At 65.2% G+C, this 17,910-nt stretch carries 16 protein-coding genes; 2 read left to right on the top strand and 14 right to left on the bottom strand.

The window, feature by feature from the left end:
• Window positions 1–380: 380 nt before the first annotated feature.
• From GGQ87_RS11605 to GGQ87_RS11560, 10 genes are all read right to left on the bottom strand, one after another.
• Window positions 381–1,445, bottom strand: coding sequence for a hypothetical protein (locus GGQ87_RS11605; RefSeq protein ID WP_168047967.1), 1,065 nt, complete (start codon window positions 1,443–1,445; stop codon window positions 381–383).
• On the bottom strand, window positions 1,446–2,783 hold the full coding sequence (locus GGQ87_RS11600; protein WP_168047966.1) for a TIR domain-containing protein: 1,338 nt from the start codon (window positions 2,781–2,783) through the stop codon (window positions 1,446–1,448).
• Window positions 2,780–3,544, bottom strand: a complete 765-nt coding sequence (locus tag GGQ87_RS11595) for a helix-turn-helix domain-containing protein (RefSeq protein ID WP_168047965.1) — start codon at window positions 3,542–3,544, stop codon at window positions 2,780–2,782. The genes GGQ87_RS11600 and GGQ87_RS11595 overlap by 4 nt, the downstream gene beginning before the upstream one ends.
• 56 nt (window positions 3,545–3,600) lie before the next feature.
• Complete coding sequence (locus tag GGQ87_RS11590; RefSeq protein ID WP_168047964.1) at window positions 3,601–3,849, bottom strand: hypothetical protein; 249 nt, start codon at window positions 3,847–3,849, stop codon at window positions 3,601–3,603.
• A 13-nt stretch (window positions 3,850–3,862) separates the two neighbouring features.
• Window positions 3,863–4,798 carry a HEPN domain-containing protein gene (locus GGQ87_RS11585; protein WP_168047963.1) on the bottom strand — a complete coding sequence of 312 codons (936 nt, stop codon included), beginning with the start codon at window positions 4,796–4,798 and terminating at the stop codon, window positions 3,863–3,865.
• Between the two features lie 42 nt (window positions 4,799–4,840).
• Window positions 4,841–6,238 carry a hypothetical protein gene (locus tag GGQ87_RS11580; RefSeq protein WP_168047962.1) on the bottom strand — a complete coding sequence of 466 codons (1,398 nt, stop codon included), beginning with the start codon at window positions 6,236–6,238 and terminating at the stop codon, window positions 4,841–4,843.
• 123 nt (window positions 6,239–6,361) lie between these two features.
• The gene (locus GGQ87_RS11575; RefSeq protein ID WP_168047961.1) at window positions 6,362–7,204 is read right to left on the bottom strand and encodes a hypothetical protein; all 843 of its coding nucleotides are present in this window, start codon (window positions 7,202–7,204) and stop codon (window positions 6,362–6,364) included.
• A 136-nt stretch (window positions 7,205–7,340) separates the two neighbouring features.
• Complete coding sequence (locus GGQ87_RS11570) at window positions 7,341–8,843, bottom strand: hypothetical protein (RefSeq protein ID WP_168047960.1); 1,503 nt, start codon at window positions 8,841–8,843, stop codon at window positions 7,341–7,343.
• An 8-nt stretch (window positions 8,844–8,851) separates the two neighbouring features.
• On the bottom strand, window positions 8,852–9,103 hold the full coding sequence (locus GGQ87_RS11565; RefSeq protein ID WP_168047959.1) for a hypothetical protein: 252 nt from the start codon (window positions 9,101–9,103) through the stop codon (window positions 8,852–8,854).
• A gap of 88 nt (window positions 9,104–9,191) precedes the next feature.
• Window positions 9,192–10,178 (bottom strand): hypothetical protein, encoded by a 987-nt coding sequence (locus GGQ87_RS11560; RefSeq protein WP_168047958.1) that lies wholly within the window; start codon window positions 10,176–10,178, stop codon window positions 9,192–9,194.
• A gap of 94 nt (window positions 10,179–10,272) precedes the next feature.
• On the opposite strand from GGQ87_RS11560, the gene GGQ87_RS11555 reads away from it, so the two are divergent.
• On the top strand, window positions 10,273–10,893 hold the full coding sequence (locus GGQ87_RS11555) for a hypothetical protein (protein WP_168047957.1): 621 nt from the start codon (window positions 10,273–10,275) through the stop codon (window positions 10,891–10,893).
• Between the two features lie 60 nt (window positions 10,894–10,953).
• Here GGQ87_RS11555 and GGQ87_RS11550 read toward each other — a convergent pair whose 3' ends face one another.
• Window positions 10,954–12,966 carry a ParB/RepB/Spo0J family partition protein gene (locus tag GGQ87_RS11550; protein WP_168047956.1) on the bottom strand — a complete coding sequence of 671 codons (2,013 nt, stop codon included), beginning with the start codon at window positions 12,964–12,966 and terminating at the stop codon, window positions 10,954–10,956.
• A 458-nt stretch (window positions 12,967–13,424) separates the two neighbouring features.
• On the opposite strand from GGQ87_RS11550, the gene GGQ87_RS11545 reads away from it, so the two are divergent.
• Window positions 13,425–14,576 (top strand): hypothetical protein, encoded by a 1,152-nt coding sequence (locus GGQ87_RS11545; RefSeq protein WP_168047955.1) that lies wholly within the window; start codon window positions 13,425–13,427, stop codon window positions 14,574–14,576.
• 43 nt (window positions 14,577–14,619) lie between these two features.
• Here GGQ87_RS11545 and GGQ87_RS11540 read toward each other — a convergent pair whose 3' ends face one another.
• From GGQ87_RS11540 to dinB, 3 genes are all read right to left on the bottom strand, one after another.
• Window positions 14,620–16,116 carry a hypothetical protein gene (locus tag GGQ87_RS11540; RefSeq protein WP_168047954.1) on the bottom strand — a complete coding sequence of 499 codons (1,497 nt, stop codon included), beginning with the start codon at window positions 16,114–16,116 and terminating at the stop codon, window positions 14,620–14,622.
• Between the two features lie 113 nt (window positions 16,117–16,229).
• Entirely contained in the window at window positions 16,230–16,808 is a 579-nt protein-coding gene (locus tag GGQ87_RS11535; protein ID WP_168047952.1) for an alpha-ketoglutarate-dependent dioxygenase AlkB, read from the bottom strand.
• Entirely contained in the window at window positions 16,808–17,884 is a 1,077-nt protein-coding gene (gene dinB, locus GGQ87_RS11530) for a DNA polymerase IV (RefSeq protein ID WP_168047950.1), read from the bottom strand. Before dinB ends, GGQ87_RS11535 begins: the two co-directional genes overlap by 1 nt.
• Between the last annotated feature and the right edge of the window lie 26 nt (window positions 17,885–17,910).

Here is a 17,910-nt window from a genome sequence, read left to right as displayed (position 1 = left end):
AGAGCTTGAGCGCGGCCGGCGAAATCGGCTCCTCGGCCTGATCTCCATTGTCGGTGTAGGACACGCATGCCATCCGATGCCCGCACTGGCATCGGAACCGGTAGGATGGCCCGCTGGCCGGCCAGTATCGCGGCGCGCCGAAGACCGGCCGCGGATCCATCAAGACGGCATGATCACAGAGCGGACTATCGCACCGCACGACCAAACGTCGCCCAACCTCTGAAACTATGTCTTCTCGCGGCAACCGCCGCGCGCCCTGCTCTCTCACGGTCCGCTCCGATCCAGCCAACCGACCCGGCGCTGGGTTACGCGGGATGCCAGCATAGTCGCAAGACTTTTGTTCCCCTTTTGTTCGAATTGCTGTGGAAGCTAGACGCGCTTCAGCGCGTTAGGTCATCGGGCGCTGCCGGCGCGTGGGCGACCTCGTTCATCAGAAGCGCGGCATAGGCTGCGCGCGCGTCGTCGAAGGCGGCCTTGTCGCGCCGCAGATGCGGCTCCTCCCGAAGGGATCGTCCGGGATGGATGAAGTTTCGGGTCTGGCGGAGGCTTCGAAGCAGGGCCTCGACGGAGAATACGAAATCATCGTCTTCCAGCACGCCGATCCATGCGGCCGCTCTAGCGACCTGGACAAGATTGTCGAGCGTCCACTCGACGGGGTCAGGTTTCCGGGGACGCGCCTTCGCCGGCAGAGACTGTCGCGCCTCTTCGGCGACAACCGGCGCCCTGAGACACCAGAGGAGCAGGCGCCCTTCCACCGCCGCGCCCCACATCAGACACCCGGACAGATAGGCTCCTGCTGCGCCCGCCGTTTCGGCCTCGCTCTCGTAGTGGGCAATGAGAGTCGCCAGCGCAGTGTGGCAATTGTCCTTCTCGAAGACCGACCGGCGCCCCTCTTCCCGCAACGCATCGTATCGATCCGGGTGCTGCTCTCGAAGATCGGCGAGTTCAGTCTCGCCGAACTCCCGCATGACTTCGATCAACTTGAGATCCAAGCAGGCGGAATAGGCCTCCGAGAGCTCGCGGTACTCCGGGGGCTCGTCCTCCCGAGCCCAGTACTGGTCATCGGAGAGGCCGTGAGCCTGGGTGACCCGCTGCATCAGGTCGTCGATCGGACCGAGGTCTCCGCTGTAAGCGCCCTCGGTCCACCGATGATCGGAGACCATCTCCATGCGGCTGCCGACATGCAGCACATACTCGGCGAAGGTGATCTGCCCGGCCTGGCGAAGCGCCCTGACCAGATCGAGGTAACGACGCGCCGCCTCAGCGTCGCCGTAGTGAGACCGGTCCTTCCCCTGCATCTGAAGGGCAAGCTGATGAGCGACCAATTGCCCCTCAGCTCGATCCCGGAGATGCCGCATCGTGGCGTCCCGCTCTCCTTCGTCGACCGAACGCAGGGGCGTCGGTCGGCTCCAGAACCGGCGTCGATCTTTTTCATCAACCGCCATTCAACGCCTGCGCGCCGCAGCGCGCTCTCGTTCGACCCTATCGCAGACCCCGATGAAGTCCTCCTCGATGAAGCGATCGACGATCGAGCTCGCCGCCGCGGTCAGACCCATCTTCCTGATCGAGCCGGAGACGATCTCCTCCAGGTCCGCCTTGATGGCGCGTGTCCAGCGCAACGGTGTCCGCCGCGCCGTCATCAGCGCCGAACTGAATGCTCCCCTCGTCGTGATGATCCTATCGCGATCCCACGTCGCACGGTCCTTCAGGCCGTTTATGAGGAACGCCCGGATGTCGGCGGGCAGCCAGTCACTGTCGGACGCGAGGAGCCAGAAGATGTACTCCAGCTCTTCGTAGGCGCTCGCCGAGTGGTCGCCGCCCAAGCCCACCATCCATTTCTCGGCGACCTCGACAGCCGAGTGTCGACCGAACTCGGGGTGCCGAAGGGCTAGTTGCCGATCGCACATCGCCTCGGGAAACCGACGGTCCGGTTGGGTGCACCAGCGCTCCTGGGACTCGCGGAGCAGGTCGTCGAAATCATCGGCGAACTCGGCCGAGAACTGAGGGATGAGAAGCTGCGGCGCGTAGTTTGCTAGGTGCTGGGGATAGTCGTGCGCCGCTTCGGTCAAAGCCGGATCGCCGCGAACGTAGGCCAGCACGTCGTCGGGATGGGTGATCTGGCAAATCTTCCGATGCTCCGCCTGGTGCTGCCAGTCGAGCTGAAGCGCGGTCCAGGCGATGTTCAGCCCCCGCCGGCGCCCTTGGCTGCCGAGGCGCTCCGGCAGCGGAAATCGCCATGGCACAGACCACATCGACGAGACGGCGTGTTCCTGGGCCTCGACCATGTCCAGCCACCACTCGTCCGAAATCGGCGGCGGCGACCAGCCAAGGCGGATCAGTTCGTCGCGGGCTACCATCAGCGGGCTTTCCTCAGGACGGATCGTCCGCAGAAGGTCCGCGCACATGCGGTCCATCCCGACCGACGACCGGGTGGCGACGACGTCCGCCAAGGGCGGCGAATAGGCGACGACATCCGACAGCTCGACATCATGCCAGATCGGCAGGACGAGTTTGCGGCCTTCGCTCATCTCCCTCGCCACCAGCCCGTTCATCTCGCGCTGGGTCCATCGCTTCTGGAAGAAGGCGGGACTGACGATCACCACGCCATACCGACAGCTCGCCAAACCCCGGTCGATCGTCTCCCGAAGGCTGTCGCCGACCTTCATTGAGAACTCGTCGTACCAGACGTCGAGGTGCCACTCGCGAAGCGCTTCCGCCAGCGGTCGCGCGACCGCGTCCTTATCCTCGCTGGCGTGGCAGATGAAGACGTCGTGCTGCATCATCCGATCTCATCTCGCTTACGCGGTGGCGGCGAGATGATCCCGGCGGCGATCAGGTTTTCGTCCACGAGATCGTAGAGGACGCTGGTGATCCGATCGATGCAGCCTTCCGGATCGGCGAGGATTTCCTCGCCGCTGAAGGTCATGACGCGGAAGCCCTGATCGACGAGCGCCTGCTCGACCCGAAGACGACCAGGCAGTCTCTCATTCGGCCTTTTGCTGTCAACGAACACGGCTAGTCGCCGCGCGTGCTCGTCATGTCGGGTTTCGAACGCGACATTCGGATGCAGACCGTTGCCGAGCGCCGGTTTGACGACCATCGTCGTCCGCCACCCTGACTTCGGCAATCGATCCCAACCGTCTCTCAATTCGACGTCGTTGTAACCATCGGTCGCTGTCTCGAGGAAACCCAGCAGGATCGCTTCGGCGAGCGGAAGAGATGCTGTGTCGCCAAGCCAGTTCTCGAACTTGGTCTGCGCTCGATCCGATGCAACTTCATGCAAGCGGTCACGGACTGCGTTCTCGACGCTGTCCCGATCAGGATAGCGCGGGTCAATCGTGATCGGCGACCAGGGCCGCACGTCAAACCGGAGTGCGGCCAGCGCCAGCCGCAGCATGGCGGGAGGCTGGCGTCGGCCCGCTTCCCAGTCCTCAATGGACCGGCGCGACCCGCCTAGTTTTTCAGCCAGCTCTGCCTGGGTGAGATCCAGGTTCTGGCGAAACGTCCGGAGCTCATCCGGCTGCATATCGAGAAGTTCAGACATGCACGACGATACCACGCAATGCGTGGTCGTAAAGCGTAAATCCACGCATTGCGTGGCTAATCGAGTGGGTCGTATGGATTACCAGCCAAGAGCCACTTCGCGCGTTCAATCACCCGCCTGAGCCGAGGATTGATGTCGCCTTGGCGCTCTGACTGGCGGAGATCGTAGTCCAAGGGACCGACCGCTGCTTCGGCGAGTGAGCCGATGCAATCACGCCCCTCCTGTTCCGCTGCGGTTTGGTCGTTGGTCATGATGGCCATGAACGCCATATCCATCGCGTCCTGGCGCTCCTCCAGCTTAGCCAAGCGCTGTTCCGTGCTAGGCGTCGGCATTGGTCAAACCATTCGTATCGTCCCCGGCCTCAATGCGAAGTTGGACGATCCGCTCCTCGCATACTGCCGTGGTCAGAGTACGCAGGACCTCGACCCGCTCCGTCAGCCAAGCCAATTCCTCGGCGCTGATCTTGTAGTGCTTCGAATAGCGCGCTTTCACGTAGGCCTCGCGTAGCAGTTCGAAACAGCGGCGCTCGAACTTGGTCTCGCGCGGCCAAGCTTCGGCCAGGCGGTCATCGATGGCCTCGGTCTTCTTGCGGAGGAAGGCGAGGTTGTGGGCCTTGCCACTGTACAGCGTCACCACCAGCAGGACGCAGTGGTAGAGGTGCTCAGCAGCTTGATGGAGCAGAAAAGCTGCCCAGTTGGGCTGATTGTTCTCGATGTAGAACCGGGCCCCCGCCTGAGCCCCAGTGGCGCTGGTCATCCACTTCTCGAAGTGCTGCTCCGCTTCTTCCAAGGCCGCGGCAGCCTTCAAATCTGCGGGCTTGTGCAGCTTGGCGCCGGGCGTGTCGTGGAGGACGATTCCCTCGCGCACGATGTCGGCGAAGAAGTAGCGACCCCGGTCCAGCTGCTCGTTCACGTCATCAAGGCTGTGCACGATCAGACTGACGGGGGTGCGGATGTCCGGCCCTAGCGGCATCAGCCGGTTCTCGGCGTCGTGCCAGAACTCGCCGTCCGTCAGGTCTTCATGATCGACGACGACCAGCAGGTCGAAGTCCGAGAAATAGCGGCCGACCGGGTCGTGGACCCAGTCGCCGCGCGCGTACGATCCGTACAGGACGATCTTGAGGATCTTGCCGTTCTTCAGGCGCGCGGCGCGGCGCATCGAGATCGCCTCGTCGAACGCGGTCGTGATGACGTCGACGACGTGGCGCAGTTCCGACTGCTTGCGCAGCGGCAGATGATCGAGGTTCTTCTTCACGCAGCGAGTCTCCCCGATGAGGAGCGCACCGGCAAGGCTCGATTAGTCTTCCTGCACATCTGCGTCAGCCTCGGCATCGCCTTCGATGAAAACGGCAGTGCGGGAATAGTAAGGCGGCGGGTCGTTGGGCAGGCCAGACATGATCCGGCCGTTCGGCTCAAGAAACTCGTGCGTGGCGCCGGGAAGCAGGTCGGGATCGAGAGGAATTCTGGCCTGCGGATTATGCAGAACGACCATGCCCTCGACCCAGGTTTCGGCGTAGCCGGGCGCGTGGACCTGATCGACGAACGGACGCGGCCGAGGGTCGGCGTCGCCGTCATGGCGCCGGACGCCTTGGCGAACCATCCTGACGCGACGGTCCCCGAAGCCGGCGATGAAGCCGAGTCTGTTGAACTTCACCAAAGTGCCCTGCGGATTGACGATTACGGCGCTAACGTTCTCGCCCTCGGGCAGCCGGAAGAAGCCGCTCTGCTCCACCATCTCGCCGCGCCGATGCTCGGCGATCCATTCGATCTGCCGGGCGCCGTCCCGTATCGAGTGGCGGACGCCGAACGCGTACTCCGTCATGGCCGGGACGATCATCGTCATGGCACCCGGCGCGTGGAAATCCTGGACCGCGATCGCGAACGGCACGCCTTCCATCCCGGCCGCCTGCCAGTAGGGCTCGGCCTTGCGCAGCTTCTTCTTCAGCGTACGGGCAAGCTTAATCGGCACATAGTTTTCGAGGTAGTCTTGGAGCGTCTCCGCCGTGGGAGCGGGCGGGACGGCCGCGCCCTGTGGCGGGTTCGCCGTTGTCGCCTCCACGCCGAGCGCTCCACGTAGACTGGCCATGACGAAATCCGGCGCGACACCATCGCCTGTCTGGACGAAGCCCAGTTCGGTGAACACGGCGAACAGGTAGAGCTCCCATAGACGGGCGTCGAAAGCGACCGTCTGGAACTGCTGGACGAAATTGCCGTCCACATCCTTGTGGTGACGCATCATGGCGGCGATCAACTCGCGAGCCGGCGAATAGCGGGGGTCGTTGACGAGTACCTTGAACGTCGGATGTTGATCCTGTTCAGGCGTGATCGGAGCGAAGAAGTCTATTGTCGCGGGCGGTTCAGAAGGCTCCTCGCCCTCCCCGTCCCACCCCTGATGCTTGTCCTCGTCGGGTCCGGCCTGCCACCGGTCCATGGCGGCAAGAAGAGCTCTCCTAGCCTCGTCGGCGGAAGCGAGGCTGGATTCGACGTCTACCATCCGAAACTGGGCGCGCTCATCTCGCCCCAAGGCGATCCAGGCGAAATCGCGATCGAACCGGTCCCAGGTCAGCACGCCCAGAACGCGACCGTCGTTAGTCTCAAACCATGCGAACTCCTGAACAACCCTGACCAGTCCGGGATCGCGAGTATAGCCCGCCAAGGCGGCGAACCGCCGTTCCTCAATCTCGTGAACCGCCATGTCGCCCATCCGCCGGCGCCCGATTACCGCATCGGACCGCTTCCTCCCTGAAAGACAAGCTGGGCGGGATCAAGCAGGAAAGTCAGGCACGCACTAGTTGAAGCACCAATGCATCAGCGGTGACTACGTCTGGATCTTGCCCGCATCGTCCGCCCCAGCCAACTCGGCCCGGACTTGCCGAACCGCGAACTGAGTAAAGACCTCAGCTTTTGCGCCGCAGCCAGCACAGGTGACAACCTTGCCTTCGCCGAGTTCGTGAGCCTCAAACTGGCACGTCTCTCCACATTCCAAACAAGGAAAGGAATAGCCGTCCGGGACAAATCCGTAGGCCGGGTCGCCTTCGAGTTTCTTATAAATCCAGTGTCGACCGCAGCCGCCGCAGATCACCTGGTCGTCGTGTGACAGCACCGAGCTGCGGCGCTTGACGTGAAAGCCGCAGACGCATTCGAAGGAGATGAACTCGCCCATGTTCACGGCGAACAGGGAAGTCTCGAGAATTCGGTCCAGTTCGTCCGCGATCTCTGCGGCTTTCAGACGGGCGTCTGCCTCGGTGGCTTTTCCGGTTTCGGTTTGGCGGATAGTCGGTTCGTGAAGGAAGCTGCCCAACGCGTTGTGCGCCTTGTTGCCCCACTTCTGGGTGAACCGCCTGTCCTCCCCCAGAAACTGCATGTCGTCGGACGGCACGCCAGGCGTCGTTTCGATCCCAATGAACACAGTCGCCGTCTGATCGGCGTGAGGATCTGCGGCCAAGAGCTCGTCCATCACCTTTTTAGGCGTCCACTGCGCCATGACGCTGTTGGGGGTTTCCGCCAAGTACGCTTGGAGGTTTTGGTAGGTCAGGGCCTCAATCGCCATGCGCAGCGCCAAACAGGCCTGACGGGCGGCGGCCTCCCCGGTTTCCGCGAGCCGTGCGCGAGCCTCGGCGACGTGCTTTCGCGCCCTGTCACGGTAATTAATCTTGGCCATGACGACTCCTCCAGAAGTTAGGCAACCACTTGCTGCCAGCGAGGGCGATCATGAATACACGCGTCGGCGTTCGAGGTGGGACTGGATCGATCGCAGGCACGACGGCTCGAGCGCCAAGCAATCCAGACGAACTGGCCTAGCCTTCGTCCGCGCCGTCTCGGGGCCATCGATCCCGCGCGTTGGCCTCAGCGAAACGGCCTCCTTCGGAGATCAGCCAAGCGAGATGACCAGGGCGCTGGCCTTCCTCAATATGGTCTTCCCACACGGCCTCCAGCTGCCAGACATCGATGTCCGCCGCGCTGTTCGAGCGCAGCAGCCGACGGCGGTCGTAGAACAGGTCCAGGCATCGCCGACGGTGATGATCGTAGTCCTCGATCGCCGCCATGACTTCGAAATTGTCCCTCGCGCGGCGCGCGGCGGCCTGGCGATCGTACTGCGGTCGCTCGTGCGGCGTGACCGATATCAGCAGGTCCCGGACGTCGGCGACGCTGAGGCAGTCGTCCGTCAGGTTCTGGCCGGTCTGTTTGGCGTCCGTGATGATCAGACGGCAGTCCTTACAGATCCAGACCGTCTCATGATCGCCGAAGGTCAGGCCGTGCTCGTACCAGCCGTTCCGGCGCCAAAGGGCGTCCGGATCGGCCTCGGCCAGGAAGACGCGCCGCCGGTGGGCGCCGGCAGTCCAGAGGCCGCTTTTCGGCGACTTGCGAAGCATCTCGAAGCGGAATCGGTCACAGGCCGCGCATCGCCAGTCCTCGGCCGGCGCATGCCAGAAATCCCGTTCATGCTGGCCGGCGGTGAACCGCGCCAGATCCTCCAGCGTCGGAACCGTAATGGCTTTCCTCGACGGCTTTTTCACCGACGACGCAAAGCCATCGCGCTGGATCGAGCGTTTCTCGACCGCGCCGGCGAGCCACTCGACCTGCATTCTGGGATGCCCGGCCGCGCTGAGAACATCGGTCAGGAGCGTGCCCTTGTAGTGGGGCGTATAACCAGATCCCTCGCGGCTGTGCCGGCCCTCGGCGACACGTCGGGCCATGATTTCCATAAAGGATAGCCGGTCCCGTACGTCGTCAGCGACCTCAAGCCAGACGGCCCGCGCGATGTCGGAATCGACCTCATGGGGCCGGTTGGAGGCGATCCGGATGAATCGGGCGATCTCGGAGGGGGCGAAGCTGAACTCCGGGTGCACCACCCCCGCCAGGGCCGATTTGGCCGCTCCGTCGGCGGCGTTGCAGTCGCTGCACACCAGCGTCGGATGGAACCGCTCGCCCAGCGCCAGACAGGCTTGGATGGCGCTATGAAGCGCGTCCTGGCGTGCCCGGTCGGGCTGCTTTTGCTGACCGCGCCACAGGATGCGCGCGCCCTCGTCGCCGAGATGGTCGTGGTGTCGGTCGAGCTGGCAAAGCACGACGCCCGCCGGCGTCAGCCGGGCGATCTCGGGCTTGTAGCGTCGACAGACCGGACAACACCAATCGGTCGGCGTGCCGGCCCAGTTTCCGTTTAGGTCGAGCGGCTTTGCGCCCAGAGCCTTCAAAATCGCCTTCGTCTGTCGACTCCACCGACCGTCGAAGGAGGGCAGGAAACGCTCGAGCGTCGGATCGTCGGCGAAGTCGAAGTCGGGCAGTTCGAGAGGCTGCATCCCTTGCCTCAGAACAGGTCGATTTCATCCGGGCGGGCGTCGCGTTCCTGAACGATCAGAACCACGTACTCGTCGTGCCCCCGAACCTTGAAGTAGCGCCCCGTCACTTCCCAGAGCGTGCCGGACCCTCCGACCCTGGAGGCGACGATGTGGTCCCCCGTCATGGGACATACGCCCGCGCATTCGCTCAGATCGATGTCATGCTGAAGGTCTTCCAGACGCCCTCCGGCGCCGCGGGCAAACAGACGGGCAACTGGCATCAGCTTATCTCCGGTCGGAATCGCGATGGCACAGTCGCGTGCGCTTGCGTCATTTTCGGTCGTATCGAAAAGGCGACCGAGACGACGCTCATGTCCACACCTCCTCGGGCGACAGCGAAATCGCGCGGCGACTGGTTATGTCCGCGACGAACCAGTCCCATTCGTCTTTCCCGACGCGCGTGGCGCAATAGGCCGCCGCCATGCCGCTGAATGCTCTGAGGACGGTGCGCAGGTCGTCGATGAACCCGTCGACGGACTTCGGCACCGACTTGCCGTAGGCGAGGAAGATCGCGTCGCGGTAGTTGGCCTTGCCGCGATACCGTGACGCCTGATGAAGGAAGCAGACGCTGCGTTTTCCGAGCGCCTCGTCGCGGAGCTCTCGGGCCGCCTTGGTGCGAAAATTCTCCACGCCGAGATCGCGAAAACCAGACGATCCCCGGACCGCCTGTTCGACGTTCCACTGTTCCCACGACGCCGTGCCCGACAGGTATTCGGCGATGCACCCCCACGCCTCGTCGGCCGAGCCCGGCGGCAACGTCAGCGAGTGTTTGCCGCGACTGCGCGGCACGCGAAGCGCTTCCTCCACATCTGCCGCGCACAGGCGCCCGACGCGGTCAGCGAACGGCGGCATCACCAGGCCCGAAACGGCGAACTGTCGGTCCCATTGCCTGGCGGTGCTGGCGTGGGTTTCGGGAAACGAGCCGTCGGCCGCAGCGATCATCGCCGAGGCCGCGCCATAGACGCCGTAGTACCAGGCCACGATGCCGACGCGGCTCACGTCGGCCTTGTTCGGTGCGAGCGCGAGGGCGTCGAGCGCCGCGATGTGATGCAGTGACAGCAGAAGCTGCTCATAGATCGAGTTGAGCTGCCGATCAGGAAGCGGCTTGCGCTGGACCCTTTGGTAGAAGGGTCGCGCCGTTCGGAACGAGACGGTTTGCGCCTCGCACAGGATCGCCAGTCCGCGCATCCAGTGCAGGGTCGACGGCAGCGCATAGACGGCGTTGGCGATGTCGCGCGGCGACTCCGACAAGGTGCCGTGGGCCTGCATCCGTGCGTACAGCGAACCTGTGGGCATCTCTCGTTCCGGCGTGGCGACAGCTTTTACCCTAGCCTGCTTCGCGCTAAGAACAATATGCGAACACTTGGCAGAGAAGACGATGATGGAAGTTATGCGCGACCTCGAGGTTCGCGGGACGCGCGCGCAGGTCGATGCGCTCGTCGATCACATGACGCAGGCGGCCAAAGCGCCGTGGGCGCGCTCGGCGGAAGGCGAGGCGAACATCGGCGACGACAGCTACCGCGTCTTCTCGAGAGAGGCGGACGGCTCGCTTCCGGCGCTGGGGGCGGCGCTGCATCTGGAGCCGGAGGGCATCCAGATCGTGAACATCGTTCCCCGTGATGTCGGCAACCTCAGCACGGGCGTCTACAACGCGGCCCTTCAGGAGTTCCTCGAACAGCTTGTTCAGCCGGCGGCGGCGGCGCTCTCGTTGTCGGTGGTCACGTCCCTGCCCCGCACCTCGCTCGCGGCGGAAGTCGGACCCGAGATCGCGCGGCTTCTCGTGCAGTTTTCGGGTGCGGCCAACCAGTCTTCAGGGTCATCGCACCCCGCGGATTTCAAGCGTTGGGCGGCCTTCCTCGTCGCCGTGCATCGGAGCGGCAAACGGCTCGATACCGACCTGCTCTATGCGACATTGCGAGAACAGGAATGGCCGAAGGAAAAGGCCAGCGATCTCGTCAGCGAGTTCGAATTCGCGCGCGAGCTGCTCAACGTCGCTGACGAGGTGAGCTGACCGCTCAAAAAAAGCCGCGCGCCCCCAAAGGGCGCGCGGCGAGTTTTCGTATCGGGGATGCTATTCTGCGGCGAACGAATAGGCGTCGTCGTCACGGGGTTCGTCCGCGCCCTGATCCTCCGGCTCCGCTGCATCCGACACCGTTCGCAGCGGAACGGGCAGCCACCCCTTCCCTTCCACCAGCCGCTCGGCTGCCTCGGCCATGTCCGCCTTCTTGAACCCGGCGATCCGGCCCGATTCCTCCGGATTCACGGCCTCTGTCACCGCCTCCAGCACCCGCGCCTTGGACACGCGAGTGAAGTAGCTGGCCGCCGTCGCAACCCACGTCCCGGCCATGTCGAGCCCGACCGCCGTCGCCAGTGTCTCGGCCTGCGTCAAGGCGCCGGGCCGCCGGTCGTGCGGATCGCGCACGGCGTAGAGGCCGACCCCGGCGCAGCAGGCCATCAGGTCCAACTGCTCCGAAGGCGGCAGCGCGGCCACCACGCCCCAGAGGTCTTCCGGGCGCTCGGGCAGGCGCGCGCCCCACGCCTCGCACCGGTCGCTGACCCGGCGCCCGGCGGGGCCGTCGTCCACCCCCGGCGCCAGCCGCTCCAGTCCGGTCGTCGTCAGCCGAAGCTGCAACGGCGTCCAGACGCCGTAACCCGGATAGAAGACCTGCAAGGCGAGCGCGTGGACCACCGTCGCCAGCGCCGTATTCACGTCAGCCTGCACCGCGTCGCGCAGCCCCATGGTCTTGTGAGCCGTCAGGTCGATCAGCAGACGATCCGACAAGGCCGACGGCGCCTCGTCCTCGGAGGCCTCCGCCTCTGAGCGCGGCCGGTTGTCCGCGCCCTCATCCGCCGCCGCCTCGTCCGCTTGCCACGGCGACGGCGGATCGGCGGGCACGTCCTCGACACGGACCAGTCCGCGCTCGAACCGGGCGAGGCCGTCGTGACCCAGCGTCACCACCACCCCGGCCCGCGCCCTGGCATCGTCGGCGTAGGCGAAGTCCGGACCGAAGGCCTGCAAGGCCTTGTCGATCTCCTCCAGCCGCGCATCCGCCTCCGGCGACAGGCCGTCCACGCCCGCCTCGGAGACGATGCCGTCGTACTCCTCGGACAGGACCACGATCTCGGCGGCGTCCGTCTCCGACCGTTCGACCGCCACCGGATAGACCCGCCCGAACGCGGACACGTCGGGATGGTCGAGGCTGGCCTCGGCCCACTTCCAGCCCTCGCGCTCGCGCGCTTCGTCGGCCAGCCCGGCCAGCTTCTCGCCGACCAGCCGGTCCAGCAGGACCACGTCCTCCAGCCAGCCGCCGCCGTCCTCGGTGAACAAATCCCGAAGCACCCCGCCGCCCGCCTCGGCGTAGGCCTCGACGCCGACGAAGCGGACGCGTCGGTCATCGACCCGCACCTTGGCCTCGGTCATCGCGCGACGGATGGCGTAGGCCGGGGTGTGGGGTCCGATCTGCTCGAACACCTGCCGCTGGCGGTCCTGATCCGCGCTGACGCAGAAGGCCATCAACTGGTCCAGCGCCAGCGTCCCCTCCCGATAGGCCGCCATCAGCTCCGGCGCCGCCGACCCGAGCCGCAACCGCTGGCGCACGACATGGGCCGAGACCCCGAACCGGGCGCCGATCTCCTCGGCGCCGTAGCCCCTCTCAACGGCCAGCCGCTGGAAGGCCTCGAACTGATCGGCGGGATGCATGGCCTCGCGGGTCATGTTCTCATCGAGGCTGATCTCGTGGGCGTCATTCTCGGCGTCCACGATGACCCGCACCGGATGGGTCCGCTTGATCGTCTTGCGCTTGGCCAGAAGCCGAAGGCCCTGACGGCGCCCCTCGCCGATGGTGACGAGGTAGTTCCCGGTCGGAAGGCCCTCCCCGTCCCTCTCGATCTCGACCACGGGCGGCTGCAACACCCCCTTGGCCTTGATGGAGGCCGCGAAGGCCTCGATGGTCGCCGGGCTGTGCGGGGTCTTCCTCGCATTCTTCGGCGAGGCCTTGAGCCGGTTGAGCGGCACGATGAGCTCCGCGCCATGCGCGGGGGTGACCGCCTCGGTCGCGGCGGTTTCGATAGGTTGAGCAGTCATGTCTGCCTCCTTTGGGCATGGGTTGCAGGCACGCGAACTGCGCGCCTGAAACCCTGCCCGTCGGCGAGACCGGGGTAGCAAGGGCCAGGGCGGACCGGCCGGAGGGGGATCGCCCGACCTGCACAAGCCTGCCTCTGATGAGAATCATGACGCCCTTCGCTGGCGCGGAAGGTCGGGGAGACCGGCCGATCCGGCGGCGGAGCCGCTTCACCCTGGCCTGCGCGAGGGCGGAGCCCTTAGCCCTGACGACCAAGGCGGCGTCGAGCCGAACGCCCGTGCTTGATTTTCTCCGGCGTCGGCGTAGCCTCTGATCAACGCCGTCAACGTCGGCGTGGCCGCTGCCATGGCGAAGGACCCTTGGTTCAACGAGACAGACCCCACCCCTTTCACGACCGCATCCTTTTGCCGGCCGCGAGAGACGAGCAGCAGTTTCGATTTGGCCGAGAGAGAAGGATTGCGTGTACTCCACCCTTGAAGGCGCGAAGGCTCGTGCCAAAGATCTGAAGCGGCTGTTTGACGACAGCAGCTTCCATGTCCCGTTGAACAAATGCCAAGCCGCCGTCGCGATCGCCGGCGGGTTTCAAGACTGGCATGACCTCCAGATCAATCTTCTCGCGGGTAACCGCTCCGTAGACCCAGACGCCTACCGCCGGCGTCTGAAAGCGGCACTGCCGCCAGCCTGCCACGGCCCGCTCGTGGAGGCCTGGAATCCTGACCCGGACGCTGAGGAGCCGCCAGGCGAAGGCATACCGCCGAACTTCTTCCGCGATGCCTGGCCCTACGTCATGGCCGCAGAGGTATTGCACCGGACCCGCACGGACTTGATCCGCCCGGGTTCCGGAACAGGTCAGAAACTGCGTCAGGCCATGGTCTCCGGTGTGCTCCTGAACATCCACGGCGGGCTGCAGTCCATTCCCACACTCGACCCCGAGACCCTGGCGCTCGACTACCCTGGCGACTTAGTGTCGGTGTTCAGGGACGAGGCGGAACACCCTCGCTTTGCTCTGGAGCTGGCCGTCCTCACCGAGGCCGGCGTGATCGCCGTCGTGGATGATCGGAACCGGGGTCCGCTCGTCCGGATCCTTGCGCCGGCGGGACTGCCAGACGAGATCGCCCGTCGGGCGGTTCTGGACGTGGAATACGCCGCCCAGGTGAACGCTTCCGAGTCCGACGACTACACGGATCGGCGCCTGACGCGCGCCATCCACGAGGCGCTGATCGCACTGGGTGTCGACGACACGGTCAGGGTAGCCGAGGCCATCCGGGACCAACACGCTCCCGAGTACGTCACCCCATCGGGCGCGATGCTCGCGCTGCTCGGCGATTTCGCTCGAAACGGCCAGGTCCGGGCCTTGGCCCACGGCTACCAGCTCTTCAGTGCAATCCATCGCCTTAACGCGACCTTCGTGGCTGCCCAGACGCCGGCGATGATCAGCCGATACATGGCCGATCATCACGGTATTTCAGATCGAACCTGGACCCGGTGGCTGAAACGCAACCCGGACTGGACCGTCCAGATGCGTGACGCCCTCGGCGACCCCAGACGCTTCGAAGGCTTCGTATCCGCGACCGCGGCCGCACTGGAGGAGGACGAGACTCGCGCCGCTTGACGCGGTCGCGGGCCGGACCTGACCGCCTTGCCAGCGAAGGCGGTCAGAGTGCCTGCACCGTCTCCGCCAGCTTCGAGAACGGGATGATGTCCGGTGCGTCGTCCAGCACCGGGAAACGACTGACGACGTAGTGCCGGATGTCCTTGAGGCCGAGGCGGGTCTTGAGAAGCTGCTCCCGGCCGATCTCCTTGCGGATCGCCCGACGGTAGCTGCGGGTCATGGTCCTGTTGATCCGGGCGTAACGAGCGGGATCGCTCTCGACGAGCCGGGTGTCGATGAAGGTGTTCTTGCACTGGAAATTGTGGATCACCCCGGCCTTGGTCGTCACTACGTCGAACTCACTTCGATCGATGCGGGTGATGCCGGTGACCGTGAACCCGGCCGCTTTCAGGACCTCGCAGACCTTCTTTTCGAAGATGAAACCCGAGCGTATCTGAAAACGCTTCTGCGGGCTCAGCGCGACGGTTTTGTAGTCATTGAGGAAGCGGGTGAGCAGATTAACGTTGGAGACCAACTGATCATCAATCTGCACGAATGGCTGGTAGCTGTTGATCGCCTCGGAATAAGTCTCGCCTTCGAAGATCAGGAGTGCGCGCCGCCGCTCCGGGGACAGTTCGCCCGGGGCTTCTAGCGCGCGTAGAAAGGCTTCAGCGGGTACAGAGACCAAGTAGGTCTCCTGGCCGGTCAGTAGGGGCGCTATGAGGCGCTGAATCTCCCCGAAGCTTGTGTCGGCCAGATCGAACTCCGCGAAGGCCGACTCCAGATATTCGATCTGCATCCGCACTTCCGCCTTGGACAGGAGGCGGCGCGGCGCGGGAACGTTTGCGCTCGACACGACGGTCTTCGCGCCGAATTCGATCATGTCGAGCAGAGAGACCCGCTCGGAATCGAATCCACCCTGGTCGAGCAGATCAACCTCGCGATTGGCGAGAACGCCGACGCCGTCGCTGGTGACCGAATAGTCGTCAAACACACGGCTCATCATCGCCATCTGGGCGAGGTTGGTCATCGGTCCGCCGGCGAACTCCATCAGGGTCACCAGCGGATAGAGGTCGTGAAGGGTGCGGGCCACGGTCTCGCCCCGACAGGCTTTCGGCATGATGTAGAGGAAAGCGACCATGCGCCGTCGTCGGGTCTGGAAGTAGCCGGCCGCCTCGGCGACCGTGCCAAGGGCCAGCGGATAGCCGTGCGCGACACAGGCCGAGGACAAGGACGCAGCCAAGTCCAAGACCTCGAGGACGCGATTCTCGACGCCGCCATCGTAGAGGGCGCTGATTTCGCGGCGTACCCAGTCCCGTCCGCCGGTGACGGCGAGCCCGAGCGGCATGCCGACCAGCCGGTCATGAAGGGTTTCGTCGTCGAAGGGCTCGGTCGCTAGGTTGAACAGTTCTTCGGCGCCTTGGAGCAAGCGATGCCAGGCGACCGGCGTCTGGACGGAATCGAACGGCGCCAATCCATCTGCCAGACCCTGATTGGTTCTGGCGATCTCGACGTCGAGCGCGTCGATCAGATCCCGACCCGTGAGCGTTCCGGTGAACATGCCTTCTCCACTTCAGCCGCCACGGAGGACTGGGACACTGGGGACGGATCCCACCATCCCGTTGATGCTTGTCGGCGTAAAACGGGCGAGCCGAAAGAGCCGCATGCACCCCGTCACGCCAGCGTCCTAAACGTGATCGAATAGCGCAGCGCGGTCATCGGCGTGATCGAATGCTCCCAGTCCCGCCGCACCTCGCCCGACAGCAGATAGGCGGAGCCCGGCGCCAACGCCGCGCCGGCCCGCGCCCATCCGGCGCCGCGCTTCTGTCTGAGGCGCATGGTGCAGGGCGACAGCAGCGAGACCCCGAGGATCTGGCCATATACGGGCCGGTCCCTGTGCCATCCGATCCCCGCGCCGGGTTGGTACTCGTTGACGAGCGCCTGGACGAACTCCTCCGCCGGCAGACCGGCCCGGTCGGTCAACCGGCCCAGCAGGTCCCGCAGAAACGCCGGCCAGGGCTCGGCCGCCTCCAGCGCCTGGCGCGCCAGATCATAGCGCCGCCCGAAGGCGGCGATGCGACGGTTCCCGAGATAGCCGAGGTGCTCGTAGGGCTTGAAGGACAAGGCCTGAAGCGCGCGCACCACCCTTGCCTGCTCGTCCTCTGAAAGGAGATCAGGCCAGTAGCGGAACCCGTCCGGGGCGGCGAATTCGGTGGCGACCGGCTCGCCGAAGAGGTCGGCCTGCACGCGCATCAGGCGAGGGCGAGCTGGTCCGACGCCGAGGGCGCCGGTGCCTTGAAGTTGGACAGGCTGACGCCGACCAGGCGGATGCCCTTGGCGGGCGGATAGAGGGAACGAACCAGCAGGAGGCTGATCTCTTCGAGCCGCGCCCTGGACGTCACCGGCTCGGGGAAGGACCGGCTGCGGGTGGACTGCTGGAAGTCGGCCCATTTGACCTTCACTGTCACCGTGCGCCCATAGGCGTCTGATGTCTCGCACCAGCCCCAGACATCGCACGCCATGGCGATGACGCCGGCCTCGATCGCCAAGGGATCGGTCAGGTCGCTGCCGAAGGTCGTCTCCGATCCGGACGACTTGCGCTCGCGGTTCGGGTTGACCGCGCGATGATCCTCGCCGCGCGAGATGGCGTAGTACCAGGGACCGGACTTGCCGAAATGCTGCTGCAGGAAGGCCAGCGACTGGCGCCGCAGGTCCTCGCCGGTCTCGATGCCCAGCCGGCTCATCTTGGCGGCCGTCACCGGCCCGACCCCGTGGAAGCGTTTCACCGGCAGGGACTCGACGAAGGCCTCGCCCCGCCCGGGCGGCACCGCGAACTGGCCGTTGGGCTTGCGCTGGTCGGAGGCCAGCTTGGCCAGGAACTTGTTGTAGGAAATCCCCGCCGACGCCGTCAGCCCGGTCTCCTCCAGGATGCGGGCCCGGATCTCGACGGCGGTCTCCGACGCCGTCGGCAGGCCGCGCAGGTTGTCGGTGACGTCGAGATAGGCCTCGTCCAGAGACAATGGCTCCACCAGAGGGGTGTAGTCGGCGAAGATCGCCTGGATCTGCTTCGAGACGGCTCGATAGACCTCGAACCGGGGCGGGACGAAGACGAGGTCCGGGCACTGGCGCAAGGCCGTGGTCGAGGGCATGGCCGAGCGCACGCCGAAGACCCGCGCCTCATAGCTGGCCGCCGCCACGACGCCACGCTGGGCGGCGTACCCCACCGCCACCGGGCGCCCACGCAAGGCCGGGTCGTCGCGCTGCTCCACCGAGGCGAAGAAGGCGTCCATGTCCACATGGATGATCTTGCGAACCGGCCCGTCGCTCATGCCTCGGCATAGCAAGATCGGAACAG

The sequence above is a fragment of the Brevundimonas alba genome (assembly GCF_011927945.1).
GTDB classification, from domain to species: Bacteria; Pseudomonadota; Alphaproteobacteria; order Caulobacterales; family Caulobacteraceae; genus Brevundimonas; species Brevundimonas alba.
Note: the sequence above shows the minus strand (reverse complement) of the source record. Positions and strands in the feature narration are given on the sequence as shown.

Excerpts from the sequence above, each read along its gene's own strand:
- GGQ87_RS11605 (WP_168047967.1), bottom strand. The coding sequence starts at position 1,445 with ATGGCGGTTGATGAAAAAGATCGACGCCGGTTCTGGAGCCGACCGACG.
- GGQ87_RS11600 (WP_168047966.1), bottom strand. The coding sequence starts at position 2,783 with ATGATGCAGCACGACGTCTTCATCTGCCACGCCAGCGAGGATAAGGAC.
- GGQ87_RS11595 (WP_168047965.1), bottom strand. The coding sequence starts at position 3,544 with ATGTCTGAACTTCTCGATATGCAGCCGGATGAGCTCCGGACGTTTCGC.
- GGQ87_RS11580 (WP_168047962.1), bottom strand. The coding sequence starts at position 6,238 with ATGGCGGTTCACGAGATTGAGGAACGGCGGTTCGCCGCCTTGGCGGGC.
- GGQ87_RS11575 (WP_168047961.1), bottom strand. The coding sequence starts at position 7,204 with ATGGCCAAGATTAATTACCGTGACAGGGCGCGAAAGCACGTCGCCGAG.
- GGQ87_RS11570 (WP_168047960.1), bottom strand. The coding sequence starts at position 8,843 with ATGCAGCCTCTCGAACTGCCCGACTTCGACTTCGCCGACGATCCGACG.
- GGQ87_RS11565 (WP_168047959.1), bottom strand. The coding sequence starts at position 9,103 with ATGCCAGTTGCCCGTCTGTTTGCCCGCGGCGCCGGAGGGCGTCTGGAA.
- GGQ87_RS11560 (WP_168047958.1), bottom strand. The coding sequence starts at position 10,178 with ATGCCCACAGGTTCGCTGTACGCACGGATGCAGGCCCACGGCACCTTG.
- GGQ87_RS11555 (WP_168047957.1), top strand. The coding sequence starts at position 10,273 with ATGCGCGACCTCGAGGTTCGCGGGACGCGCGCGCAGGTCGATGCGCTC.
- GGQ87_RS11550 (WP_168047956.1), bottom strand. The coding sequence starts at position 12,966 with ATGACTGCTCAACCTATCGAAACCGCCGCGACCGAGGCGGTCACCCCC.
- GGQ87_RS11540 (WP_168047954.1), bottom strand. The coding sequence starts at position 16,116 with ATGTTCACCGGAACGCTCACGGGTCGGGATCTGATCGACGCGCTCGAC.
- GGQ87_RS11535 (WP_168047952.1), bottom strand. The coding sequence starts at position 16,808 with ATGCGCGTGCAGGCCGACCTCTTCGGCGAGCCGGTCGCCACCGAATTC.
- dinB (WP_168047950.1), bottom strand. The coding sequence starts at position 17,884 with ATGAGCGACGGGCCGGTTCGCAAGATCATCCATGTGGACATGGACGCC.